Below are 25,574 nucleotides of genomic sequence, written 5' to 3'. Positions count from 1 at the left end.
CATTTAGCTTATTGATTCAGCGTGGCATACTTGCGCTCTTTTTTCAGGCGTAGCGGAAATTCGCTGGCGTGCTATGAGGTCTCATTAGTTGAAAATTTATTATGAAGACAGTCTGCCCTATGCTGCTGAATTTTTTGCAGGGTTAGGTGACAGCCAGGTTTTTTCCCACAAAGACGTTAATGGTGAGCTTGTCGCAGATGCCGACGTGTTATTGGTGCGATCGACGACTAAGGTCAATGCTGAGCTTCTTAAAGCTAATCAAAACATCAAATATGTGGGTACTGCTACCGCAGGCACTAATCATCTCGATAAAGATTACTTGCGCAGCCGCGGATTAGATATTCACTCTGCAGCGGGCTGCAATGCCGTAGCCGTTGCCGAATATGTCCTTAGTGCATTGTTCGTTATGGCTGAAAAGCTTGATTGGCAGTTAACGACTAAAACGGTTGGTATTGTCGGGGCGGGCCATGTAGGCACTCGATTAACTGAGAAACTGACAGCGCTGGGTATTCGCTACCATCTGTGCGATCCCCCGTTGGCCGATGCTGGCGACACCAGAGATTTTGTCGATATGGATACCATCATGCAGTGCGATATCATTAGCTTGCATGTGCCTTTAATTGAAGGCGGTCAATACAATACAGGGCATATGTTTGATGCAAAACGTATTGGACAATTGCGTGAAGACCAACTTTTGATTAACGCCTGTCGCGGTGAAGTCATTGATAATAAAGCGTTGCTAAAGAGTTTTGAATCAGGGTACAAGCTAAATGTTGTGTTAGATGTGTGGGAAAACGAACCAGATATCGACCAAGCGCTCGTACCCTATATCGCATTAGCTACGGCACACATCGCTGGGCACACTGTTGAGGGAAAGGCGCGCGGTACTGAAATGCTTTATCAGCAAGTGTGCGAACAATTTGGCTTTAATGCGACAAAAAAGCTTAGCGATTATTTGCCGGCACCCCAGCTAAGCAGTATTACGCTTGATGAAACACTAAGCGGGCAAGCGCAACTAAGTGCGTTAGTGCTTAGTGTGTACGACATTCGAAAGGACTCTAAGCAGTTTAAGGAGACCATTGAACAGCCGGATCAGTTTAGATATATCCGAAAAAACTATTCTATTCGAAGAGAATTCGCTGCACTTAGCGTAAATACTGGAAATTATAGCGGATCAGAGGCAATCTACGCCCTCGGATTCAACCGTAAATAAGTTACTTAAATAAACAATCACATTTTAGGAGTTATGCTACATGTCTCGGTCTTTTGATGTCGCCGTGTTGGGTGCTACTGGTTTAGTAGGACAACACATGATTGAAATTCTTGAACAAAGAGGATTTCCAGTCAATAAACTTTACCCATTGGCAAGTTCACGTTCTGCTGGTGGTACGGTGACGTTTAAGGGTGAAGAAGTAACTGTGCTAGACGCAGATACTTTTGATTGGAGCCTAGTGCAATTAGGTTTCTTTTCAGCAGGCGGCAGTGTTTCTGAGAAATTTGCACCTATCGCTGCAGAAGCAGGTTGCGTGGTTATCGATAATACATCGCACTACCGTTATGAACCGGATATCCCTCTAGTGGTGCCGGAAGTGAATGCTCATGCATTGGCTGATTTTCGTAACCGCAACATCATCGCTAACCCTAACTGTTCAACCATCCAAATGATGGTAGCACTTAAACCAATCCACGACGCAGTGGGTATTGAGCGCATTAACGTGTGCACTTACCAGTCTGTATCAGGTGGCGGGAAAGAATCTATGGATGAACTGGCGAAGCAAACCGCCGCGCTCCTAAACGGGCAAGAAGCAAAGCCTGAAGCGTTTAGTCGTCAAATCGCCTTTAACGTAATTCCGCAAATAGATGTGTTTTTAGATAACGATTACACCAAAGAAGAAATGAAGATGGTGTGGGAAACCCAGAAAATCTTGGGTGACGAAAGCATTCGTGTGAATGCCACCGCAGTGCGTGTTCCGGTATTTTATGGCCACGGTGAAGCGATACACATAGAAACGCGTACTCCGATTGATGCACAAGATGCGAAAAACTTATTGGCTGAAGCGCCGGGTATTGTTTTAAAAGCAGACCCAGCCGACTTTCCTACTCAAGTAAGTGATGCGAGCGGAAACGATGATGTTCACGTTGGGCGCGTTCGTAACGATATTAGCCACCCCAACGGCCTGAATATGTGGGTTGTTTCTGACAACGTGCGCAAGGGCGCTGCTACTAATAGTGTTCAAATAGCAGAGGTGCTTATTCGCGATTACATGTAATCACCGAATAGACTAATGTTGACCCACGGTGCGTACTTCACGGCCGTGGGTTAATTATTTGTGCAGCCGATAGTGCTAATATTCGCTTATAGTTTGATGGTTTATATATTCATATTTTTACTGCATGTGTCGATAATAAAACGTAGCCTTATCATAAATCATGTGATGTTTGAGTTGTTCCGTTCTTAGATGAATTGATAAGAAAGTGGCGACTAGGCCATTCTAGATCATCTGAATCTTCTGGTTTATAGTAAGACGTGAAGATGTAATCCACTTAGTTTATGAATTTGTGGAATATTTTTTGCTGTGATTCGTTGTATGCAAGTACGCGTATCGATAATAATAAATGATATTGTAAATAACCAGATGGCGGCTTATTTACCCTAATTTCGAGGCATAAAGGATCAATGAATTTGCGAACGCTAGCCCTCTTATTTGTAGCGAGCCTCACCTTAAACTTCTCTATTGGTTTACACGCAGCCGATTTTCAGCAAATCCGTATTAAAGGTCCCAAAAGCAGCGATTCCGATTATTCAGGTCAAACATATGGCCCAATAACGGCCGCTGACACACTTTGGCGTATTGCAAGCGATGCAAGACAGAATACCAATCACTCCATATATCAAGTGATGCTCGCGACCTACGAGCTTAACCCCGATGCTTTTGAACGCAATAACATAAACCTGATGAGAGACGGGGCGATTTTACGCCTACCAGCGTCTCAGTATGTGAATAGGGTAAACGAAGCTCAGGCTATTTCAAAAGTGCGCTACGACAATCAGCTACTTAATTTAGGTGGCGAAACTCTTGGCGATGGCGCAACAGGTAACGTCAATAAAAAATTAGCCAGTAAAGACGATTTAGACGAAACCAAAGACATAATTGAAAAACGTTTAGGTGCTATCGATGAGGAACAAAATCGTCAATTTCAAGAAATTCGGCAACAATTTGCCGAGTCTATTCTCAGCGTTCAAACTATTCTCAATGAAAACCAGCGCGTTTTCGAAAGCCTTGATTCGGTTAACAAAGACTTAGCAGAAATTCGCAATCAAGAAGAAATCCGAGACGAACAAATGTCGCAAATGGGCAAGAGCATTGAAGAGCTTCTCGCTAAATCACGTGATGCTGAGGCCAAAGCGTTGGCACAGCAGCAAGAAGGCGGTTTCACAGATTGGCTGATGAAACCACTGACCTTGATTATCTCCTCTATCTTAATTTCTTTGCTTATTTTAGGTGGTTTTGCTTTCTGGCTAGTAAAGCGTAAAAAGCCGCAGGAGATGGATCTAGACTTATTGGCGACAAAAGATGAGCCGGCTGATACTTACGTGGCCAGTGAGATGGATGATCTGTCTGATGCATTGAGCGAAGAATTAACTTCGGAATTAGATGACGATAATTTATTTGGCGAACAAGATGCTCCCGACGATGTATTAGCAGAAGAGCTGAAAGACTCATTTGACGACACGCAAGAGTTAGATGACACATCAGAACTTGCTGGAAAGGAAGAATTCGATGATCTTGGCGATGATATGTTGGTGCCAGATAACGAACTCAACCCGACAGAAGAGTTTGAAGCAGGGAGTGACGAACTTGACCAAGATGATTTAGACAACCTATTCGAAGATGAAGACGATCTGTTGGCTGAAATTGATGAAGAAATGGATAACATCAGCCTGTCTGATGAAGATAAGGAAGAAATTCAGGCTGACGCGCAAGAAGCCGAAACTGAGAAGGTCGAAATAGACGACACGCAAGCACAAACTCCTGAACCTGAAAACACAGAGGAGTCGAGCGCCTCAGACGACGAAGAGTTTGACTTTGATATAGATCTCGACGAGTCGGCGAAAGTAGAAAGCGCAACCGAAGCCGAAATTGTTGAAGAGCTAGGGGATGAAGACTTAGATTTAGACGATAACGAGTCGGATGACCCGGACGTCGAAGCCACTGATGATGCATCTAACGAGCTATTACAGGAAACATCAAGCGAGGATAGTGCAGTCTCCCAGGTAGATGACAGTGATGAGCAACCTGAGATCAGTATTGATGATTTACTCGTTGAGCCTAAACCTGAGTTACCAGAATCATCTGAAGTAAATGCAGATGATCCCATCAATGAAGATATGCTCGAGCAACTCGATAAAGAGATTGCATCGCAAAGTGAAGAGCTAGACAACATCACCAGCAACTTGATTGATGAACTTGAACAAGTCGAGATGATGCAGGATATGCTCCCCGACGAAGAGGATGCATCCGAGCCAGAATTTACCGGTACGCCGCAACATGATATTCAGGAATTAGACAAGATTACAGAAGGGCTAGGCGATATTTTTGCTGAAGCTGATAGCCATGAGTCTGAAAAAATTGAACATGATGTTGAAAATCTGTCAGTAGAAGATTTGACGACAGCAGATGAAGAGCTTGAGACAGAAGTTGAAGAGCCAACGCTGACCGCTGAGCAGGCCGACGAGTTCGAAACAGAAGAATCAGAGCTCTCAGAAGAGGAAACATTACCAGAGGAATCACAGCCTCTAGAAGAGGATTTAACCCCAGAGGCGGCAAACACTGACGAATCAGAAGATGAAGAGTCAACGCTGACAGCTGAGCAGGCTGACGAGTTTGTAACAGAGGGATCACAGCCTTTAGAAGAAGGTCTAACCCCAGAAGTAGCAGACGCTAACGAGTCAGTAGACGACTCCGTAGATGACTCCATAGATGAAAAACGGACAACAGAAGACGCGCCGCTTGAAGAGACTGGGACAGACCATAAAGAATCAACGCAGACGGTTGAGGAGGTCGACGAGTTTGTAACAGAGGGATCACAGCCTCTAGAAGAAGATTTAACCCCAGAAGTAGCAGACGCTAACGAGTCAGTAGACGACTCAGTAGATGAAAAACGGACAACAGAAGACGAGCCGCTTGAAGAGACTGGGACAGACCATAAAGAATCAACGCAGACGGTTGAGGAGGTCGACGAGTTTGTAACAGAGGGATCACAGCTTCCAGAAGAAGATTTAACCCCAGAAGCAGCAGATGTTGACCAGTTAGTAGATGACTCAGTAGATGAAAAGCCGGCGACAGAGGATGAGCCGCTTGAAGAGCTTACAGCAGATAAATCAGAGTTGTTAGAAGAGGGCACATTGCCTGAGGCAGCAATTGCTGACGAATTAATAGACGAACCTGCAGAAGAAGAGCCTGGCAAAGGCGATGAAGCATCAACACCGATAGCTGAGCAGGCCGACGAGTTTGTGACAGAGGAATCACAGCCGTTAACAGAGGAAACCGCATCTAAGGCGACAGCCGCTGACGAATCAGTCGACGAGGCAGAAGATGAAGAGCTGGAATTAGATACTGCATCAGATGTTCTCGATGAAGATAATGCGTTAGAGCAAGCACTTGCTGATTTCGATGAATCGACAGCTGAGGCAAATGACGAACCCTCTCAAGCGGGTGAAAGCGACACCTTGTCTGATCCTATGGATTTGGATGATATAGATGGCTTGAGTGATTTCGATGACGGTGAATTAGAAAAAGCACTTGCAGATTTTGACGACGATGGGCCTGAAACCAGTGTAGTGCCATCTCAGTCTGAGGAAAGTGAGCTGTCATCTGATGCAATGGATTTAGACGACATAGATGCCATAGGTGATTTTGATGATGATGAGTTAGAGCGTGCGCTAGATAACTTTGTTCTAGACGATAACTCTAGCAATAGCGCAGCGTTATCTGATAACGAATCATTAGCACCGTCCTTTGATAAAGACAGTGAAGAGTTAGATGAATTCCCTGAACTAGGGGACTGGTTAAACGAAGTAGATGAAGACGACAAAGGGGCCATCGAGAACCTAGAATCCGCCTCATTCGATGACATGTTGCAAAGTTTAGATGAAGATTTGGGCGACGCCATTTCTGCAACGACCGAAAACACGCCGTCACCCAGCAATACCAATCAAGCCGGACAGGATATTGACGACGCGGTGGACATCGCAACCTTACTGGAAGAAAGCGATCCCCATGAACAAGAGCGCGATTTTCTGGACGTTGACGACTTGCTTAATGACAGTATCACGGCGGATCCCTCACCGGAAAAAGCGCTAGATCTAGAGTCTGTGATGGGGGAGTTTTCAGGGGCACAAGGCGACGTTGATCATATTGACGTGGACAGTGACGACGGCTTTGGCGCTAAGCTTGATTTGGCGCATGCCTATATCGAAATAGGTGAGACAGAATCAGCTACGGAGCTACTTGAAGAAATCATCGAAAACGGACACCCCCCGCAATCAGATGAAGCTAAGCGTGTGCTGGCTAGCCTATCCGAAAATGACTAAGTAAGAAACTATGACAAAGACGACGTGATTTCGTTGTCTTAGCCCCATTAAATGTCGTAAAAAAGCGTCTTTATATAATACATCAACAAAAAATAAGTTAGTATTATTCAAAAAATTGAGGCGGCTGTGACCAGGTTCATTCTCTTTCTATTGCTAATCATGGCAAATTCAGTCAGTTTTGCTGGCAACATTGCGGTTACCCTTTTGGATAATCAGCAAAAACCATTGGCGAATGCTGTGGTTTATCTTATACCGAAAACGGTATCTGTCGAGCCTGTTGAAAACATGGCGATCATGGATCAAGTCGACACCCAGTTTTACCCGCATATTCTTGCTGTTCAGCGTAACACTCAAGTGAGTTTTCCTAATTCTGACTCGATTCAGCATCACGTATACTCGTTCTCTAGCGCCAAGGTGTTTGAGTTAGAGTTATATAAGGGCTTACGGGCGGATCCGTTATTGTTCGACAACCTTGGAGTGGTGGAAATGGGGTGTAACGTGCATGACTGGATGCTGGGTTACATCTATGTAGTGGATACACCGTATTTTAAAAAATCGGACCACGCAGGCGAGGTGACAATCAGCGTGCCTGACGGTGAATATACTCTTAAAGCATGGCATCCACGTATTAGCGATAGCCCAGAGTCATTTCAAATGATGTTATCAATACAAGGTGATACTCACGTGAGTATGAGTGTGCCTTCTGCTCTGTTACCTGATGTAAATGCTTTTGAAGATGCGGCAGATGAATTCGGTGAATATGAGTAACAAAAGCGTATTGATTAAACCATCTTTGCAAATGCGGATGTCTTTCATATTTTTGCTTTTGCTCAGTATTATCGTCGTGGTAACCATTTATTTCGTACAGCAAGCCACGTTCAAACACGCTAGTGCTCAACTAATGAATCATATTCAAACTTCTGCTGCGGTCGTTCAGGACAATGTGGAGGGACGAGCCAGTGCGCTAGATAACGGAATGGCCACACTCGCCAAAGATTTCAGCATGAAGCAACTCATAGCAACAGCTAAAAATGATCAACGCTCATTAAGCTCCGCTATGTCAAACTACCAAAGCCGTTTAGGAGCAGATATCTACTGGGTTTTGAGTAAAGACTTCACACCACTTATTGAAGCGCAATCGCCGTTTGAAAATAGCAAGCAAGTCGTTCCTGCTTTCTCCAAAGCAGCGTTACATTGGTTTACTTACCAAGGGCGTAACTACCTTATGCGCTCAACACCAGTACGCTTTGTCGAAACGTCAGGCCATATCAATGCTTGGGTCGTGATGGGGATTGATGCAAAGAAATTGTTCACACCACATCTGGTGGATTTAACCGATATGCAAATATCACTGTTCGGTGGCAATGCCAGTGTGCTGTTGGGAGCGACCCCTGAAGCGCATTTCGTCGCGGGCCAAAAGCAAGGCGAAATCGCTAAATCGCAAGGGCTTCACAGGTTACCATTAAATTCTACCAACATCATTTACAGTGCTTTTAAGCTTGGCACTTGGCAAGGGGAATCGGCTTTTATTGTATTGTCGATGGACGAAGATGATGCGTTTCTTTCTAATGAAAGTTTAATTGGTCAATTAATCTTCATTTTGTTGGCCGCTGCCGCGCTGGGTTTGTTAGGTGCGACACTGCTATCACGCGAAATCACCAAGCCATTGAAGCAATTGATAGATGCCGCGCGCAGAATGCGTGCCGGTGAGAATGTTGATAGTTTTCCTAGTGCAAATACTCGAGAAGTAGAAACGCTTTCCAGCGCTTTTAGTGATATGCAACTAGGTATCCAAGATCGTGAAGCGCAAATTCACCAACTGGCATATTTTGACGAGCTAACTCATATCCCAAACCGCATCCAGTTTTCTAACCATATCAGCGACATGATCAGGCAAGCACCAGAATGCGAGTTGATCGTGTTGATGATAGATGTAGACCGATTCAAAGAGATAAACGATACCCTAGGTCATGATTTAGGCGACGAACTGCTTATTGCCATCGCCAAGCGTTTGCATAGTCATACGCAAAACAAGGGTTTCTGTGCGCGATTAGGGGGAGATGAATATGCTTGGGTCGGCCTTCAAGAGGCCAATACACGCCCGCAAGATGTGGCTCAAAATCTCCTGAGCGTGTTCGAGCAGCCCTTTAAGATAGAAAATCTAGTACTAGATGTGGACTGCTCAATGGGGATTGCCCTTTATCCACAGCACGCTTCGTCGCTGCAAGGACTTATGCAATGTGCTGATATTGCGATGTACAGTTGTAAAGATCAGCATAATCCATTCGCCCTTTATAATGATGCACTTAATAAGCACTCAGTGGTTCGGTTGAGCCTGATGTCACAGCTTAAAGGCGCGTTAGGCGAGGGACAATTAGAGCTGCATTACCAACCGAAGTTAACCATCGCGAGCGACAAAATAGAGACGCTGGAATGCCTGATACGCTGGTTTCACCCTGAACATGGTTTCGTTCCCCCTGATGATTTTATTCCACTAGCCGAGCAAACAGGCGCTATTCGCCACGTTACCCAGTGGGCATTGAGAACAGCGTGTGAGCAAGTCAAACGATGGCGTGATAAGAACATATGTTTTTCCGTGGCAGTGAATATTTCAGCGATCGATTTGGTTGATTTATCGTTACCAGCGAGCATTGAATCTTTGCTCAATGAGTTTGATTTACCCCCCAGTGCATTGACAATGGAAGTGACTGAAAGCGCGGTTATGGGCGATCCAGAAAATGCCCTTAAGGCATTAAACCTGCTCCGAGATATGGGGGTTACCTTGTCTATCGATGACTTTGGTACGGGGTATTCTTCGATGGCTCAATTGAAAAAAATGCCGGTAGATGAACTCAAAATTGATAAGGCATTTGTACTTGCGCTAGCCACAAACCAAGAAGACAGAGTGATGGTGAAAACGCTAGTCAGCTTAGCGCAAAATTTAGGGCTTACAACCGTAGCTGAGGGAGTTGAAGACCTTGAAACGTTAGAATTTTTAAGAGAAGTCGGTTGCACCAAGGCGCAAGGCTACTATATGACTAAGGCATTGCGTGCTGATGAATTAATCTCTTGGTATGAAATGTTTACCGAGCAGGGATTGGCTTCGTGCTCACAATGAGGTTATCGCGTTTCGCGCCTGTAATGTTACTCGGCTTTTATGTAATAGTCGGTTGGCAAATCCCCGTCAGTGCCCAGCAACTCAGCGGCCTCATTCAGGTGAATATTGTGCACGGTGATGAGCATGCACCGTGGCTTGATAAAGGAACCGGTATTCTTGCGTATGAAGATAATGCAGTGCATTTACAGCAAGGCGTATTGAGAATAACGGATCGGCTATCATCGAGTTTTTCCTATGATGTCAGTGCTAACCTGTATCAGTTAGGTGAACAGCGCTTGGGTATCTCACAAGCCACCATACACTATAAGCCTTTGTCTCATCGCCAGGTCCGGTTTAAAGGGCGAGCAGGTTTTTTTTACCCGCGTTTGTCTCTTGAGAATGTTGATTTAGGATGGCTATCGCCTTATACCTATACGCAATCTGCTATCAACAGTTGGATTGGTGAAGAACTCAGGGTTGCGGGTATCGAGGGATCGTTATTTAGTTCCGGGCGCAGTCGTCGCAGTCCATTGACCTGGGAAGTAACAGCAGGGGCATTTAAAGGCAACGATACCTTGGGTACCGTGCTTAGCTGGCGAGGCTTTGCAATGCACGATAGACAAAGCTTGCACAATGATAGAGTTGTTTTCGCTAATTACCCTACGGTTGTGGATCCTAACGGAATTTTTCATCCGTCTTATGTGGAGCCATTTCATGAGCTTGATAGCAGAGTGGGGTATTACCTAGGTGCACACCTGAATTACTATCACAGAAGCAAAGTCCGTTATTATTTCTACGACAATCAAGCCAATCCAAACGTCGTGAATTCTCAGCGTTTATACGCTTGGCGTACTAAGTTTCATTCGTTAGCGTTCTCACATGACGTCACGCCAAATGGACGATTCATTGCCCAATGGTTAACAGGCAGCAGCCACATGGGGCAGCGGTTCGTATACATTAATTTCGATGCATACTATGTGATGTACAGCCACAAAGTCGGCTCACATCGATTCAGCGCTCGCTACGATGACTTTGAGGTGAGGGAAGATGACATATTCCCAGATGATCCAAACAACAGCGACGGGCAGGCTATGACCTTGGCATGGCGCTATACTATTGATAAAAATTGGCAAGTGGGGCTAGAGCAACATTTTAATCGTAATCGCGCTGATATTCGTTCGACGCTCGGCGAACAACAAAGACAAAATCAGCAACAAACCCTTGCCGTGGCGCAGTACAGATGGCGCTAGCAGTATAAATATATAGATACAAAAACGGCAACCCATGGTTGCCGTTTCTTTTTAAGCTTGACCGTTGTTTAGAAGAAAGTGTAAACGATGGTTGCTGCTGTTTGCGTATCTAGCTTTTCTATTCCTTCAGACACACTTGAGTTGTGATCGAACGTTAAGGTTAGTTTCATTGATAATGAACTGTTTATTTTGGCTGAGATAGAGCTAATGGACTTAGACTTAGTGTTATCTTCACCGACTTCCGTACTCATTGTTTGTTTGAACGTTGCGGTATCAGAAATTTTCCAATTGAAGCCCAATGCGCCACGAACGATGAAGCTATCAGCGTCTTCGCCTTCAGAGGTTTCAGCAAAAGAGTAACCAGGACCCACACTGTATTCAAACTTGGTGGTTTCGTTGTCCCACAACTTTTGGCTCCAACCCGCGGCAACGGTTGATTGATAATTAAAGCTGCTGAAACGGTCATCTTCGTATGAACCGAACGCGAATAAACGGTGATCAGGGTTGGCTAACTTGTAGTTACCTTGACCAGAGATAAAGAATTTCTGCGCTGTAGTTTGGCTTTCACTAGTATCATCATCAAGGGTGACATCATCTTTCTTATATAAACCCTCGAATAAGAAATCATTACTCCATTGCTCTAACTCTTGATGAGCAGATAACTTAGCATTCAAAGACGTGGTTTCTGTGTTACCTGAGGTAGCGATAAAGCCCAGCTCGCCATCCATAGAAAATGGTTTAACTTCTTCTTGGGCGAAGGCATTTCCCGCAAGGAGTAATCCAGTGGCGATAAGCGTTTTTTTCATTTAAAAATATCCTTAAGTTGAAAAGTAAATTTGTTAGGGCGATGGCGCATCAGAAAAATTGATAAACAAGCGTAACAGCGGTTTCCGTATCTAGGCTCTCTTGGCTCACTTCGGCGTTGCTGTTGTGTTCCATAATGAAGGACAGCTTCATGGCTAATGAACCAAATATTTTAGTGGAAAGTGACGTTTCTGATTTTGTTTTGGTGTATTCGGGATCGGTTTCTGTGCTGATAAACTGGCGAAACTGCGCTGATTTAGATATTTCTAAGGTGTATTCCAAAGCAGTACGTAGAATGACGCCTTGTAAGTCATCATTTTCTTCGTCGTTTTTGGCTTCAGCGATAGCATAACCCGGTCCTACACTGTATTTGAACTCGCTAAACTCGTCACGCCAAAGGCGTTCGCTCCAACCGCTGGCGACTAAAGTTTGGTAGTCATAAATATCGAACCGATCATTTTCATATTCGGCGTAAATAAAGATCCGTTCATCCGGCGAGGCGAGCTTAAAGTCTATTTGGGTGGAGATAAAGTTCTTCTGCGCCGTAGTGACATCATATTCATCCCCCCCATCATCTGCTTCCTTTGAGGTCTTATACCGAGTGTTGGCAATCGCTTGATAGCTCCATTTCTCGAGTTCGTGACTGATATTAAATTTAGCATTGACACTGGAAGAGTTGGTATTGCCCTTGTTATACAGTAAACCTAATTCACCGGTGGCCGTGATGTTGCTTCCAGAGGCTGGAAGGTTTCCACCGCTGTCGGACATGTAGAGTGAGCGCATAATGTTTATTTGAGCATGGCAGGGGAAACATAGTGCCAGCAAGATGAGGTATCTAAGCATTATTCTTCGAAACATGATAGGTAGCTAAAAGACAATGCCGTGCAGTATAGCTAAACGGGATAGTAAATGCATCCATAAACATGGCTGAAGCCTTCTACTTTAGGCTACTACTAGAACATTAGGGGCTAAGAAGTTCAATCATAGTTTGTGCTTCCATGTGTGCGAATTTTATACCGTCCGTTATGTCTTGTTCTTCTAAACCCGCTTTGCGCAAAATCATCGGGTGAATCACACTCATAGCACTAAACTTATCAGGATAAACCATAGCAACAGCTACGCGGCAAATTATAAACATTAGGCTTGTTTCACGGCTCGAGTTTGCGGCCGTTTCATTGTTTGCATCTGGCAACACTTGGTACAAATGCCCAGGGAGTCCCCATTGTTTTAACAACGCATGAGTACAATCCGTATAATAGAATCCCAGTACTGACTTTTGGCGTTTCCAAGGTGGTACATGTTGGTCGTAATCGTTACAGGCAATTGCCAATTCAGGGGTTTGTACAGCCACGATGAGTTCACCAATATTGTGCAATAAGCCGATAACAAAATACCGAGCACTGGTGCGGGTTTGCGTCATCTTTGCTAAATGTTTAGCCACCAATGCAGCGTAGATACTCTGTAACCAGAAACGCTTTAAATCAATGACGTCGTTGCTGAAATGTTCAAACGCAGAGCCAGCCGTCTCGGCCATCACTAAGTTATACAGCGCTTCACCGCCCACCACATTAACGGCTTTATTAATGTTATCCACCTGAGATTCAAAACGAAACAAGGCACTGTTGGCCAGCTTCAGAAGTTTGGAGCTAAGGGCAGGGTCGGTAGAGACAAGTCTGGCGATATCGTCCGTGCTGGCATTGTTGCTGTCCAGCAGCGTGCGAATTTGTATACAAATTTTAGGTAAAGCGAATGACTCAGTGGCACGGTTTGCGTATTCATCAGCAGTGAACATAAGCTGGCTCTTTGATTTTTATTATTATTAGTCGCTCAGTATAGCCCTCATTGTTGCAATATTGACATTGAACTAAAGGCGCTTTTACAGGCCAAAACGGAGTGTCTTCATTTAGGTCCTTATTTATGCCCCATGCTCTACCTGTAGAATTGAGAAATCACGCCGGCGCTGTTCGCCTTGCTTTTGATGCTTTTGGTAAGCGCGAAAACCCCTCAATCATGCTGATTATGGGGCTAGGGGCTCAGCGCATTTTCTGGGAAGATGGGTTCTGTAACATGCTCGCCGAACAAGGCTTCTGGGTGATCCGCTTCGATAATCGAGATGTGGGAGAGAGCACAGTACTGGCTGATAGCTTGCCTCCGAATTTATTGCAGTTGGCGGCAAGTGGATTGTTTGACGCAACGGTTTCTACCCCATATTCATTAAAAGATATGGCAGATGATGTGGTCAGTTTGATGGCGCAATTAGGGATCACTAAAGCCCATATAGTGGGCGCATCAATGGGAGGAATGATAGCTCAGCTATTGGCCATACATCATCCGCAAAACGTCCTGAGCTTGACATCTATTATGTCTAGTACCGGTGATAAAAACCTGTATAAGCCTGACAAAATGGTATTACTTAAGCTGTTGAAACCGATGCCTAAAGAGCGTGAAAAATGCATCGAAAGTGGTGTTGGATTTTGGCGATTACTGCATGGTCATTTTTATACCTTCGACTTACCTCGAACGCAAAATCTAGTGCGGCGAGCTTATGAAATAGGGGTTAGCACAGATGGAGTACTACGCCAGTTTGCTGCTATTTTAACGGCTAAGGATCGCACCAGCGACCTGAATCGCTTATCTCTACCAACATTGGTTATTCACGGTGAGGGTGACCCCTTGCTTCCAGTGAATAACGGCCAAGCAACCGCGAGCGCAATTGATAACGCGATATTGAAAATTTATGCTGGAATGGGGCATACGTTGCCCATTGAATTGTGGCAGTCTATCGTCAGCGATATAGCAAACATCGCACACAGTGCAGATTTAAGAAAGGTCAGTGAGCGACTAAAAGCCGCGGTTTAGTCTAGTAAGTCGCCCTGAATAGGCGGGTGTGGGGGAGGTGCGTCTTGGCTGCGCTTTCGCGCAAAAGCACGTTTTTTACGCAGAGCACAAGCCTTCACAATCTTACTTTTTACTTGATCGTCTAAGTTGATCCAGTGCAACCGTTCTTCTCTAGAGCGATAACATCCTAAGCAATATCCACGTGGGCCTGCTTGGCAAACGCCAATACAAGGACTTTCAATGTGGAATATTTCAAGTTGCTGCAACAGGACGTTCCTATTTGAGGGCTAACATAAAGTTTACGTCGAGCGAGGGACAATTGGTACTGTTTAGGTGACACAAACCGGTTGGCAAAATACTAGAAAGCCAACTAGGGTGCGAAACCCTAGTTGGCTTTTTTATATCAGATTGTGTAGAACTGAGATGTTTGACCTACCAGATTTTTACACGATCTTCCGGTTTCAAATACATATTGTCGCCTTCTTTCACGTCAAACGCTTTATAGAATGCATCCACATTGCTAACGATACCATTCACGCGGTACTCACCAGGTGAGTGGGGATCGCTAAGCAAACGTGCGCGAAGAGCATCTTCACGCATCTTGCTGCGCCAGACTTGGGCGTAACCCATAAAGAAGCGTTGATCGCCCGTTAAGCCATCAATTATTTTGCCCTCTTTATCACCTAATGACATGTGATATGCCTTGTAACCTATGGTTACACCGGCTAAATCACCAATGTTTTCGCCAAGGGTCAACTCGCCGTTAACGTTCTGACCAGGGATAGGCTCGAAAGCATCAAATTGGGCAACAAGTTTTTTGCCAAGCACATCGAAAGCGACGCGATCTTCGTCGCTCCACCAACTACGTAGATTGCCTTCACCATCGTACTTTGAGCCTTGATCATCAAAGCCATGGCCGATTTCGTGACCAATGACTGCACCGATTGCGCCATAGTTGACGGCATCGTCAGCGGTCATATCAAAAAACGGTGATTGCAAAATACCCGCTGGAAAGACGATCTCATTACGCACTGGGCTGTAGTAAGCGTTGATTGTTTGCGGTGTCATGCCCCAATCAGCTTTATCGACAGGTTTGCCAATTTTAGCGACATCTACGGCGTGATCAAATTCGAAATAACGCAGATAATTGCCAACCAAGTCGTCTGCGGCAATGGTTAAATCATCGTAATTCAACCATTTATCCGGATATCCGATTTTAGGCGTAAATTTTGCGAGTTTTTCACGTGCTGCTTTCTTAGTCTCAGGCGTCATCCACTCGAGCTGATCAATGCTTTCACCGTACGCTTTAGTCAAGTTTTTAACTAACTCATCCATTTTTGCTTTCGCTTCAGGGGTAAAGTGACGCTCAACATATTGTTGGCCTAGTACTTCACCTAATACGCCACTGGTTGCGGCGACAGCGCGTTTCCAACGAGGTTGCTGCTCAGGGATCCCATTGAGAGTTTTCGAGTGGAAATCAAAATGCAGGTTTACCAGCTCTTCATCTAAACGTGTGGCATAGGCATCGATCAAATTATAAGTCAGGTAGTTCTTCCAAACTTGTACGTCATGGTTAGCGTATATCTCGCCTACTGCTTCAAAATAAGGCATGTTGCGCACGATGACCTCATCTACACTGCCTATACCGCTAGCATCAGCATAAGCCTGCCAGTCAAAGCTACTGCCCATTAGGTTGGTTACTTCTTGCGCGCTGCGTTTGTTGTAATTTTTTTCCGCATCGCGGCTTTCTACGCGCGAGATATGCTTGGAAGCTATGTCTTTTTCTAAATCCATTAACTCTGAAGCGGCTTGTTCAGGGTTACTTACGCCAGCTTTTTCTAGTAGAGCTGCCATGTATGTTTGTGTTGCATTACGAAAGTTAACGAATTTTTCTTCGTCTTTACTGTAATAGTCACGATCAGGCAGGGTCAAGCCGCCTTGCACTAAGTACATACCAACAACTTCAGGTTTCTTAGCATCAGGTGACACATAGAAGTTGAAGATCCCGCCAATACCTTTAGTGTAAAGCTCACCAAATTTAGCCGATATTTGCTTCATATCACTGATATTGTTAATACTATCAAGTTCAGCTTTAAGTGGTGAAAGGCCTAACGAGTTGGCTAATTCAACGTTCATGTAACTGTTATACATGTCGCCTAATTTTTGCGTATTGGTGCCTTTCTTGGCGTTGCTGTCAGCAGCTTCTTGGATGATGGTTTTAAGATGATCTTGGGTATCATCATATAACACGTTGAATACACCGTAACGAGACTTATCTCCTGGAATCTCTGTGGTTTCAAGCCATGTACCATTTACGTAACGAAACAAGTCGTCTTGAGGACGAACGGTTTTATCAATTGCCGTTAAGTCGATACCTGATAATTCAGGGGCCTTTTTCTCAGCGACTTTTGTGATTTCTTGTTTTTTTTCTGACTCTTTTTCAGGGCTAGGACTACACGCGCTCAAACCCAATGCAATGCATACACTCATTGCTACTAAAGATAGCTTTTTCATATTTTTCCTTGTGAAGTGATGTTACACCATTATGCCTAAAGTTCGTGATACGTCACGAGAACGGGCAGTGCACTCACTTTTATTCTGTCGTTTAGGCAGCGAGCAGTCTAATGTCAACAACCGTTAAGTGCAAAATCCTTAACTCTAAGAATCGCATAATAAGTGTGATAATTTGTAACACACTGCATTTAGCTGAATTTCAGATAATTCCAGCGTATTTCACGTTATAAGGGGTATTCAGCGAGTCATCGCTGTTGGAAATAAGAGCCAGAGCATATTGGGATCAATAAAAAAGGGCCCTGAGGCCCTTTTAAAATCTAACGTGCAAGCGGTTAAAAAATATTACTTTTTCTTTTTCGCTTTCGGGTTAGGCAAATCTGTAATGCTACCTTCGTACATTTCAGCAGCCAGACCAATAGACTCATTCAAGGTAGGGTGAGCATGGATAGTCAATGCGATGTCTTCAGCATCAGCTCCCATCTCGATCGCTAGACCGATTTCGCCTAGCATTTCGCCTGCGTTGGTACCCACAATGGCACCACCGATGATACGGTGAGTGTCTTTATCGAAAATAAGCTTAGTCATACCGTTGGTAGCAGCAGAAGCGATTGCTCGACCGGAAGCTGCCCAAGGGAAGTTAGCCGTTTCAAAGCTTATACCTTGCTCTTTTGCTTCTTTTTCAGTTAACCCCACCCATGCCATTTCTGGCTCAGTGTAGGCAACAGAAGGAATGCATTTCGGGTCAAAGTAATGCTTCATACCAGAAATAACTTCAGCCGCTACATGGCCTTCATGTACGGCTTTATGAGCAAGCATAGGTTGTCCTACTAGGTCACCGATAGCAAAAATGCTGCCAACGTTGGTGCGCATTTGCTTATCAACATTGATAAACCCGCGCTCATCAACGGTTACACCAGCTTTGTCAGCGTCAACTAACTTACCGTTAGGACGACGACCCACTGCAACCAATACTTTGTCGTATTTAACCGGTTCTGCCGGTGCTTGTTTGCCTTCAAACGTCACGTACAAACCGTCATCTTTCGCTTCAACCGCAGTCACTTTGGTTTCAAGCATGATGTTGAATTTGTCTTTAACGGTTTTTTGGTAAATCTTAACGATGTCTTTATCAGCTGCTGGCACCAATTGATCCAAGAACTCAACCACGTCAATTTGTGAACCTAACGCACTGTATACCGTACCCATTTCAAGACCGATGATACCACCGCCTAGAACTAGCATTTTACCAGGGATGTCTTTCATCTCTAGGGCGCCAGTTGAGTCGATTACCCGAGGGTCATCTTGAGGGATAAATGGCAAGCTAACAGGCTCAGAGCCGGCGGCAATAATAGCGTTGTCAAAAGAAATTGTGGTCGTGCCGTCGTCGCCTTTCACTTCAAGGGTGTTACTGCCTGTGAATTTGCCGTAACCTTGCACGTGCTTCACTTTACGCATTTTAGACATGCCAGCGAGACCACCAGTGAGCTTGTCAACTACACTGTCTTTCCAGTCACGAATTTTGTCTAAATCAAATTTTGGCGCGCCAAAATCGACACCATGAGCCGATAACGCTTTAGCTTCTTCGATTACCTTTGCTACATGAAGCAGAGCTTTTGAAGGGATACACCCTACGTTTAAGCACACACCACCTAGCTTGCTGTTTACGTCAACAATTACTGTTTCGATTCCTAAGTCAGCAGCACGGAAAGCCGCGGAATAACCACCAGGGCCCGCACCAAGCACTACCAACTGAGTTTTAATTTCACTCATTTTGACCTCAATCTATTGATTTTCTTCCAGACTCTAGGAAATTCTACCTAGCCGATGTCTGGTTAGCAAAGAAAAGGCGATAACTTTTTGTACATTATCGCCTAGCTGTTCGTTACAGTAACATTTCGCGCAAGTCACCTAGGACTTTGCCCAAGTGTACAGCGAAGCGTGCGGCAACTGCGCCATCAATGACTCGGTGATCGTAAGACAAAGATAAAGGCAACATTAGCCTTGGTTCGAAGTCTTTACCGTTCCATTTCGGCTTCATTTCACTTTTAGACACACCTAATATGGCGACATCTGGCGCGTTTACAATAGGGGTAAACGCGGTTCCGCCAATTCCGCCTAGGCTGGAAATGGTAAAACAACTACCTTGCATGTCAGCCGCTTTCAGTTTGCCGTCTCGCGCCTTGATGCTTATATCCATCAATTCTTTCGATAGCTCGTAAATGCCTTTCTTATCAACATCACGTACCACAGGTACAACTAAACCGTTTGGTGTTTCTACCGCAATACCCACGTGGAAATACTTCTTCTGGATCAAGCTTTCACCTGACTCAGACAAAGAAGAATTAAACACGGGATATGCTTGAAGGGCATCCGCTACGGCTTTCATCATGAAGACCAATGGCGTTATTTTAAAGCCAAGCTTTTTCTTCTCAGCAACCACATTTTGCTGCTTACGGAATGCTTCTAAGTCTGTGATATCAGCTTCTTCAAACTGAGTGACGTGTGGGATAGTGACCCAGTTGCGATGCAAGTTCGGTCCAGAAATCTTCTGGATACGAGTCAATGGAATTTCTTCTATTTCGCCGAATTTGCTGAAATCAACTTTAGGTGGCGCGAGCACTTGTAAACCGCCACCGCCAGCATTAACCGAAGAACCTGAGGTCATCTTAGGACGAGACAATTCATACTTAACGTAAGATTGAACATCTTCTTTTAACACACGGTTTTTAGGGCCAGTGCCTTTGACTTGGGTTAAATCAACACCAAATTCACGAGCTACACGACGTACCGAAGGTGAGGCATGTACTTTCCCTGCTTTACCGCGCTCACCCGCTGACGGATGATGAGGGACAGGGGCTGATTTAGGGGCTTGTTGCGCAGGCGCTGATGTTTGTGATGCTTGTGGCTCAGGTGCTTTAGGTGCAGCCTTAGGCGCTGCTTTCACAGCGCTACCAGCGACTTCAAGCAGAAGCACGACTGAACCTTCTGAAACCTTATCACCAACGTTGATTTTAAGCTCTTTAACCACACCCGCTTTAGGTGCGGGGACGTCCATGGTCGCTTTGTCTGTTTCAAGTGTGATTAAACCGGTTTCTTCTTCGATTTCATCACCAACGGCAACTAAGACTTCAATGACATCGACATCAGTGTCGCCACCGATATCCGGTACAGTCACTTCAATCGTTTCAGGTTCGCCAGAGGTTTGTTCTTCTTGTGCTGCAGGGGCACTTTCGGCTTGAGTTTGCTTTTGAGCCGGCGCTGCTTGTGCTTGAGGTGCAGAGTCAGCTTGCGCTGGCGCACTACCTGCGACTTCAAGCAAAATCACTAATGAGCCTTCAGATACTTTATCACCAGTACTGAGCTTCACTTCTTTAACAACACCTGCTTTAGGTGAAGGAACGTCCATAGTGGCTTTGTCTGTTTCAAGGGTGACAAGGCCTGTTTCTTCTTCGATGCTATCGCCGGCGGCGACAAGGATTTCAATGACCTCAACATCGGTGTCACCACCAATGTCGGGTACGGTTACTTCAATCACTTGTGCTGCTGAAGAAGCCGCTGGTGCTTCTTCTTTCGCAGGGCTGGCAGCTTCAGTCTTAGCAGGCTCAGGGGCTTGCTCTTGAGACTCTTGAGCTGCGGGTGCGCTGTCACCACTGGACATTTTCATGATCAGTTGGTCTTGGCTGATTTTGTCACCGACCTTGACCGAAATATCACTGATTTTACCAGCGAAAGGGGCAGGGATATCCATGCTCGCTTTATCGCTTTCTACCGTGATAAGGGATGCTTCTGCGTCAACGTCGTCGCCAACAGCAACAAGTACTTCAATGACTTCTACTTCGTCGCCACCCACATCGGGTACCAATACATCTTTTATATCTGACATTTTGATTTAATCCTCAATGGTTATGCGTAAAGCGGGTTAATTTTATTTTGATCAATGCCATATTCTGCAATCGCATCTACCAATACTTTCTTATCGATGTTACCCGCTGTAACTAATTCACGAAGGGCAGCAATGACCACGAATTTAGCATCTACTTCAAAATGATGACGCAAGTTAGCGCGGCTATCTGAGCGGCCGAAACCGTCTGTGCCTAGCACTTTGTATTGACCTGGAACAAACGCACGTACTTGGTCTACATAAGTTTTGATGTAATCCGTTGCTGCGATAGTTGGGCCATCAAAACCGTCGTTTAACACTGTTGTGATGTAAGGAACGCGTTGCTCTTTTTCAGGATTCAACAAGTTAAAGTGCTCGCAATCCAAGCCGTCACGACCCAACTCATTGAATGAGGTCACGCTGTAGACTTCTGATGCAACAGAGTACTTGTCATGCAAAATCTTAGCAGCTTCACGCACTTGCTCTAAGATGGTGCCAGAGCCAAGCAGTTTAACTTTGGTCTTGTTGCTGGCGTTACCTTGATGCTCAAGTTTATAAATACCTTTGACGATACCTTCGCTAACGTTGTCAGGCATAGCTGGTTGAACGTAGTTTTCATTCATTACGGTCAGGTAATAGAACACGTTCTCTTGCTCTTCAAACATGCGGCGCATACCGTCTTGAACGATAACGGCTATTTCGTAACCATAGGTTGGGTCATAAGACACACAGTTAGGAATTAAGCCAGCTTGAATGTGGCTGTGACCATCTTGGTGCTGTAAACCTTCGCCGTTGAGGGTTGTTCTACCCGCTGTACCGCCGACTAAGAAACCGCGTGTTTGACTGTCACCCGCTGCCCACGCCATGTCACCAACACGTTGGAAACCGAACATTGAGTAGTAAATGTAAACAGGGATCATAGGTAGATCGTTGGTTGAATATGACGTACCAGCCGCAACAAACGAGGCCATTGCGCCTAGCTCGTTAATACCTTCTTGCAGTACTTGGCCCTTTTCGTCTTCACGATAGTAAGCCACTTGATCTTTATCTTGAGGGACGTACTTTTGACCGCCATTGGAATAGATACCAACTTGACGGAATAAGCCTTCCATACCAAACGTACGAGCTTCATCAGGAATGATCGGCACGACGCGAGAACCGACTTTTTTGTCTTTCAACATAACGGTGAGTACGCGAACGAAGGCCATAGTGGTCGAGATTTCACGATCACCCGATCCTTTAGTAATTGCTTCAAACGCTTTAAGAGGAGGAGCAGGTAAGTCTTCAGTGCTTTTTGCAAGACGTACTGGCATATAACCATGTAGCGACTCACGGCGGGCACGCATGTATTTCATTTCCTCGCTGTCTTCAGCAAATTTGAAATACGGCAAGTTTGCAATATCTTCATCTGCAACAGGAATATTAAAACGGTCACGGTATTCACGTACCGAATCCACGTCCATTTTCTTCACGTTGTGAGCGATATTTTTACCTTCACCTGCTGAGCCCATACCGTAACCTTTAACGGTTTTGGCTAGGATAACCTGTGGACGACCTTTGGTTTCAGTTGCGCGCTTGTACGCAGCGTAAACTTTAACCGGATCGTGACCGCCACGGTTCAAGCGCCAAATGTCATCGTCTGACATATTTGACACCATTTCTTTTAGCTCAGGGTATTTGCCAAAGAAGTTCTCACGTGTGTAAGCACCGCCTTTCGCTTTGTAGTTTTGGTATTCACCATCAACCGTTTCGTTCATCACATCAAGCAATTTGCCTGATGAGTCGCGGGCCAATAGTGGATCCCAGTAACGACCCCAAATAACTTTCAATACTTCCCAGCCTGCGCCGCGGAACGTGCCTTCTAGTTCCTGGATAATCTTACCATTACCACGTACCGGGCCATCTAGGCGCTGTAGGTTACAGTTAATGACAAATGTTAGGTTATCTAGGCCTTCGCGTGATGCAAGACCAATAGCCCCCAAGCTTTCTGGCTCATCGACTTCACCGTCACCCATAAAGCACCATACGCGTTGATCTGAACAGTCTTTCAGGCCTCGGCTGGTCAGGTATTTTAAGAAGCGCGCCAAGTAAATCGCCTGCATCGGGCCTAAGCCCATAGATACAGTTGGGAACTGCCAGAAATCAGGCATTAATTTAGGGTGCGGATAAGATGAAACACCTTTGCCGTCTACTTCCTGACGGAAGCCGTCAAGTTGGTCTTCGCTTAGACGCCCTTCAATAAATGCACGTGAGTATATTCCAGGTGACACGTGACCTTGTACGAACAAGTAATCACCGCCATCTTTCTCGTTAGGTGCGCGGAAAAAGTGGTTAAAGCCTACATCGTACAACATGGCAGAAGAGGCAAAACTTGAAATATGGCCGCCTAGCTCTAAGTCTTTCTTAGAGCCGCGAAGCACCATCATCATCGCGTTCCAGCGAATGGCTCTGCGGATGTTGGCTTCAATGGTTTGGTCACCTGGCATGGTAGGCTCTTGGCCTGCAGGGATCGTATTGATATATGCTGTGGTCGCATCATAAGGCAAATACGCACCATTGCGACGGGCTTTTTCTACTAAGCTTTCTAGCAAATAATGCGCACGGTCAATGCCTTCTTCTTCTAATACTGCGTCTAAGGCATCTAACCATTCTTGCGTTTCTTGTGGATCCACATCCGGATGCATCATATCAGCCATGGTGCTCTCCTATATTTAAAGTTGTTTATCAAATTTACTTTTATTTCAGTAGCACTTATGTAGTGCATACCGGTCATAAAAGCGATTCATTGTTTACTTAAAACGACTACTCTTTTACTTCTATTCTTCGCAACGCTCTTTGTATACGCATGTCTTGACGATTAATATCTAACAAGGTTTTTTCTATGTATCCAAGGTGTTCGTTACTTGCCTCGCGAGCCAATTCAGGGTCACGGTTAATAATGGCTTGTACAATATTTTTACGTTGAGAATTAATCATCAGCTGAGCGTCAGGGTAGGCAGATAAAAAAACTAAATTTCGATAAATATTATCTTTTAAAAGGGCTTCGAAGCTGCGCATAACATGTAATAACACCACGTTATGGGCTGCAATAGCCATTGTCAGATAAAATTCAACCAATGCTTCGGCTTCTTTATTGTGATCACTTTGCTGCGTTGCACTGGGTAAGTTTGACAGTGCATTTTGCAAGGTGTCGTAATCACTCTGTTGTCCCCGTAACGCAGCGTAATAAGCTGCCATTCCTTCGAGCGCGTGGCGAAATTCTAATAAATCAAATTGCGTTTCAGGCCGCGTGGTTAACAAGGCCATTAACGGGTCGGTGAGCAACGTGTTCATCCGACGTTTTACAAATGTTCCGCCGCCTTGCTTGCGTTCAACTAATCCTTTGGCTTCCAATTTTTGTATTGCTTCACGAACGGAAGGGCGAGACACCGCAAACTTTAATGCCAGCTCACGTTCAGACGGCATTTTTTGTCCAGAAAGAAAAGTGCCGTCAATCAACATGGATTCAATTCGCTCCATTATTTCATCGGACAATTTTTTTGTACGAACATGCTGCATGTCGTGTAACCACTCCTGTCTTTTAAAATCGCACGCTCGGGACGTAAAACATGCAAATTGGACAATTGGTAAGACCAATTAACCCAATAGCTTAGAGCAGTATCGCCATTGGGTAAATGTCTATTTGCTTAAAAGGAGCTGAATAAAGTAAAAAAAAGTGAACAGATAACCCAAATTGCGGGAGATTAAGGGGATTTAGCCCGGCTGGTCTGATGTGTCAACTGAGCCAACCACCAAGGGTTAATCCAGCGATAACGGCCATTAAGAATAGAATATTTCGTTTTGCTAGCTTGACGAGAGTACAAGGCTCTTCAGTGCAATTGCGTTCATTTGGCTCGATATCTTCTGCCGCTCTAGACACATCCACCAGTAATTTCTTAGCGGAAATACTCGGCGTGAGAAAGTGTCCCAGCCAAATAGGTAGCGCACGAGAGAAATGCCCAACCAACAAAAAGCCTAAAGAGGTAATGCGTACAGGCAACCAATCAAGAACATGCATGAGTTGATTGGCGGTTTTATTCTCAAAGGCCATTTGAGATTGAACCGCCCGCGCCAATACGTAAAAAACAGCGCCTGGTGCGCCAAGTAGTACAAAGAATAAAATGACAGCGGCATAGTGGCGATAATTTTGCCAGACTAAATTTTGCCCGAATGTGGCCGAGATCTGTTCGCTCTCACAGATTTGGTCTTCGTATAAGCTACACGCTTCCATGTCACCGCGATTAGCGGCCTGTAAATAGCATTTGTAGGTTGCACGAACGCTAGGGCAGCCCATGCACACCATGAGTATGGTCGTGCTGATGATAAACGCGATAATCTGACCAACAGCAAAGCTTAAAAAACAAAAAATAATCACAGGGGGAATGACAATCGCTACAAGTAAAAATAGCAATGACGTGTCACTCGATAACCCATCGCGCTTTTGCCACGCAGCTAAGTATTTAGTGCTATAAAAGTCGGCCTGCCAGTATCTGGATTTAGTCGTCACGCGCTCCACAAAAAGCACTAGTAATAAACTGATCAAGGTCATGTCTTATTCCT

General features: G+C 45.0%; 17 protein-coding genes. 7 read left to right on the top strand and 10 right to left on the bottom strand.

What is annotated here, in order from left to right; translation table 11 throughout:
* Positions 1-88 precede the first annotated feature (88 nt).
* From AC0L6N_RS14985 to AC0L6N_RS14960, 6 genes are all read left to right on the top strand, one after another.
* A complete protein-coding gene (locus AC0L6N_RS14985) occupies positions 89-1,213 on the top strand; it encodes a 4-phosphoerythronate dehydrogenase (RefSeq protein ID WP_473475558.1) in 1,125 nt (374 codons plus the stop codon).
* A gap of 40 nt (positions 1,214-1,253) precedes the next feature.
* A complete protein-coding gene (locus tag AC0L6N_RS14980) occupies positions 1,254-2,270 on the top strand; it encodes an aspartate-semialdehyde dehydrogenase (RefSeq protein WP_011576099.1) in 1,017 nt (338 codons plus the stop codon).
* A 407-nt stretch (positions 2,271-2,677) separates the two neighbouring features.
* A complete protein-coding gene (locus AC0L6N_RS14975) occupies positions 2,678-6,595 on the top strand; it encodes a FimV/HubP family polar landmark protein (protein ID WP_473475556.1) in 3,918 nt (1,305 codons plus the stop codon).
* Between the two features lie 159 nt (positions 6,596-6,754).
* Entirely contained in the window at positions 6,755-7,363 is a 609-nt protein-coding gene (locus AC0L6N_RS14970; RefSeq protein ID WP_473475554.1) for a methylamine utilization protein, read from the top strand.
* The gene (locus tag AC0L6N_RS14965) at positions 7,356-9,713 is read left to right on the top strand and encodes a putative bifunctional diguanylate cyclase/phosphodiesterase (protein ID WP_473475552.1); all 2,358 of its coding nucleotides are present in this window, start codon (positions 7,356-7,358) and stop codon (positions 9,711-9,713) included. Before AC0L6N_RS14970 ends, AC0L6N_RS14965 begins: the two co-directional genes overlap by 8 nt.
* A gap of 23 nt (positions 9,714-9,736) precedes the next feature.
* The gene (locus tag AC0L6N_RS14960) at positions 9,737-10,942 is read left to right on the top strand and encodes a hypothetical protein (protein WP_473481347.1); all 1,206 of its coding nucleotides are present in this window, start codon (positions 9,737-9,739) and stop codon (positions 10,940-10,942) included.
* Between the two features lie 68 nt (positions 10,943-11,010).
* Here the strand turns inward: AC0L6N_RS14960 and AC0L6N_RS14955 are convergent, their stop codons facing one another.
* The 3 genes from AC0L6N_RS14955 to AC0L6N_RS14945 all read right to left on the bottom strand — a co-directional run bounded on the left by AC0L6N_RS14955 (position 11,011) and on the right by AC0L6N_RS14945 (position 13,538).
* Positions 11,011-11,748: a DUF481 domain-containing protein gene (locus tag AC0L6N_RS14955; RefSeq protein ID WP_011576094.1), complete on the bottom strand. Its 738-nt coding sequence runs from the start codon at positions 11,746-11,748 to the stop codon at positions 11,011-11,013.
* Between the two features lie 49 nt (positions 11,749-11,797).
* Positions 11,798-12,514 (bottom strand): DUF481 domain-containing protein, encoded by a 717-nt coding sequence (locus AC0L6N_RS14950; protein ID WP_041714558.1) that lies wholly within the window; start codon positions 12,512-12,514, stop codon positions 11,798-11,800.
* 193 nt (positions 12,515-12,707) lie between these two features.
* Positions 12,708-13,538, bottom strand: a complete 831-nt coding sequence (locus tag AC0L6N_RS14945; RefSeq protein ID WP_473475551.1) for an HDOD domain-containing protein — start codon at positions 13,536-13,538, stop codon at positions 12,708-12,710.
* 125 nt (positions 13,539-13,663) lie between these two features.
* Between AC0L6N_RS14945 and AC0L6N_RS14940 the strand changes: the two genes are divergently transcribed.
* Positions 13,664-14,605, top strand: coding sequence for an alpha/beta fold hydrolase (locus AC0L6N_RS14940; RefSeq protein ID WP_473475549.1), 942 nt, complete (start codon positions 13,664-13,666; stop codon positions 14,603-14,605).
* Here the strand turns inward: AC0L6N_RS14940 and AC0L6N_RS14935 are convergent.
* The 7 genes from AC0L6N_RS14935 to ampE all read right to left on the bottom strand — a co-directional run bounded on the left by AC0L6N_RS14935 (position 14,602) and on the right by ampE (position 25,563).
* Entirely contained in the window at positions 14,602-14,850 is a 249-nt protein-coding gene (locus tag AC0L6N_RS14935) for a DUF1289 domain-containing protein (RefSeq protein ID WP_041714556.1), read from the bottom strand. The two genes, AC0L6N_RS14940 and AC0L6N_RS14935, sit on opposite strands and share 4 nt — an antisense overlap.
* 166 nt (positions 14,851-15,016) lie before the next feature.
* Positions 15,017-17,098, bottom strand: coding sequence for a M13 family metallopeptidase (locus AC0L6N_RS14930; protein WP_473475547.1), 2,082 nt, complete (start codon positions 17,096-17,098; stop codon positions 15,017-15,019).
* Between the two features lie 342 nt (positions 17,099-17,440).
* Positions 17,441-18,865: a dihydrolipoyl dehydrogenase gene (lpdA, locus tag AC0L6N_RS14925; protein WP_473475545.1), complete on the bottom strand. Its 1,425-nt coding sequence runs from the start codon at positions 18,863-18,865 to the stop codon at positions 17,441-17,443.
* A gap of 112 nt (positions 18,866-18,977) precedes the next feature.
* Positions 18,978-20,978, bottom strand: a complete 2,001-nt coding sequence (gene aceF, locus AC0L6N_RS14920) for a dihydrolipoyllysine-residue acetyltransferase (RefSeq protein WP_473475543.1) — start codon at positions 20,976-20,978, stop codon at positions 18,978-18,980.
* A gap of 20 nt (positions 20,979-20,998) precedes the next feature.
* A complete protein-coding gene (aceE, locus tag AC0L6N_RS14915) occupies positions 20,999-23,671 on the bottom strand; it encodes a pyruvate dehydrogenase (acetyl-transferring), homodimeric type (protein WP_011576086.1) in 2,673 nt (890 codons plus the stop codon).
* 106 nt (positions 23,672-23,777) lie between these two features.
* Positions 23,778-24,533 (bottom strand): GntR family transcriptional regulator, encoded by a 756-nt coding sequence (locus tag AC0L6N_RS14910; protein WP_473475542.1) that lies wholly within the window; start codon positions 24,531-24,533, stop codon positions 23,778-23,780.
* 217 nt (positions 24,534-24,750) lie between these two features.
* Positions 24,751-25,563 carry a beta-lactamase regulator AmpE gene (gene ampE, locus AC0L6N_RS14905; RefSeq protein ID WP_473475540.1) on the bottom strand — a complete coding sequence of 271 codons (813 nt, stop codon included), beginning with the start codon at positions 25,561-25,563 and terminating at the stop codon, positions 24,751-24,753.
* Between the last annotated feature and the right edge of the window lie 11 nt (positions 25,564-25,574).

Source organism: Paraglaciecola sp. G1-13 (assembly GCF_055809255.1).
The sequence above is the reverse complement of the archived record's forward strand: the minus strand, read 5'-3'. Positions and strand labels throughout refer to the sequence as shown.

What these genes read in the sequence shown, in the direction of transcription:
- AC0L6N_RS14980 (WP_011576099.1), top strand. Translation starts at nt 1,254, where the DNA reads ATGTCTCGGTCTTTTGATGTCGCCGTGTTGGGTGCTACTGGTTTAGTA.
- AC0L6N_RS14975 (WP_473475556.1), top strand. Translation starts at nt 2,678, where the DNA reads ATGAATTTGCGAACGCTAGCCCTCTTATTTGTAGCGAGCCTCACCTTA.
- AC0L6N_RS14970 (WP_473475554.1), top strand. Translation starts at nt 6,755, where the DNA reads ATGGCAAATTCAGTCAGTTTTGCTGGCAACATTGCGGTTACCCTTTTG.
- AC0L6N_RS14965 (WP_473475552.1), top strand. Translation starts at nt 7,356, where the DNA reads ATGAGTAACAAAAGCGTATTGATTAAACCATCTTTGCAAATGCGGATG.
- AC0L6N_RS14960 (WP_473481347.1), top strand. Translation starts at nt 9,737, where the DNA reads ATGTTACTCGGCTTTTATGTAATAGTCGGTTGGCAAATCCCCGTCAGT.
- AC0L6N_RS14955 (WP_011576094.1), bottom strand. Translation starts at nt 11,748, where the DNA reads ATGAAAAAAACGCTTATCGCCACTGGATTACTCCTTGCGGGAAATGCC.
- AC0L6N_RS14950 (WP_041714558.1), bottom strand. Translation starts at nt 12,514, where the DNA reads ATGTCCGACAGCGGTGGAAACCTTCCAGCCTCTGGAAGCAACATCACG.
- AC0L6N_RS14945 (WP_473475551.1), bottom strand. Translation starts at nt 13,538, where the DNA reads ATGTTCACTGCTGATGAATACGCAAACCGTGCCACTGAGTCATTCGCT.
- AC0L6N_RS14940 (WP_473475549.1), top strand. Translation starts at nt 13,664, where the DNA reads ATGCCCCATGCTCTACCTGTAGAATTGAGAAATCACGCCGGCGCTGTT.
- AC0L6N_RS14930 (WP_473475547.1), bottom strand. Translation starts at nt 17,098, where the DNA reads ATGAAAAAGCTATCTTTAGTAGCAATGAGTGTATGCATTGCATTGGGT.
- lpdA (WP_473475545.1), bottom strand. Translation starts at nt 18,865, where the DNA reads ATGAGTGAAATTAAAACTCAGTTGGTAGTGCTTGGTGCGGGCCCTGGT.
- aceF (WP_473475543.1), bottom strand. Translation starts at nt 20,978, where the DNA reads ATGTCAGATATAAAAGATGTATTGGTACCCGATGTGGGTGGCGACGAA.
- aceE (WP_011576086.1), bottom strand. Translation starts at nt 23,671, where the DNA reads ATGGCTGATATGATGCATCCGGATGTGGATCCACAAGAAACGCAAGAA.
- AC0L6N_RS14910 (WP_473475542.1), bottom strand. Translation starts at nt 24,533, where the DNA reads ATGCAGCATGTTCGTACAAAAAAATTGTCCGATGAAATAATGGAGCGA.
- ampE (WP_473475540.1), bottom strand. Translation starts at nt 25,563, where the DNA reads ATGACCTTGATCAGTTTATTACTAGTGCTTTTTGTGGAGCGCGTGACG.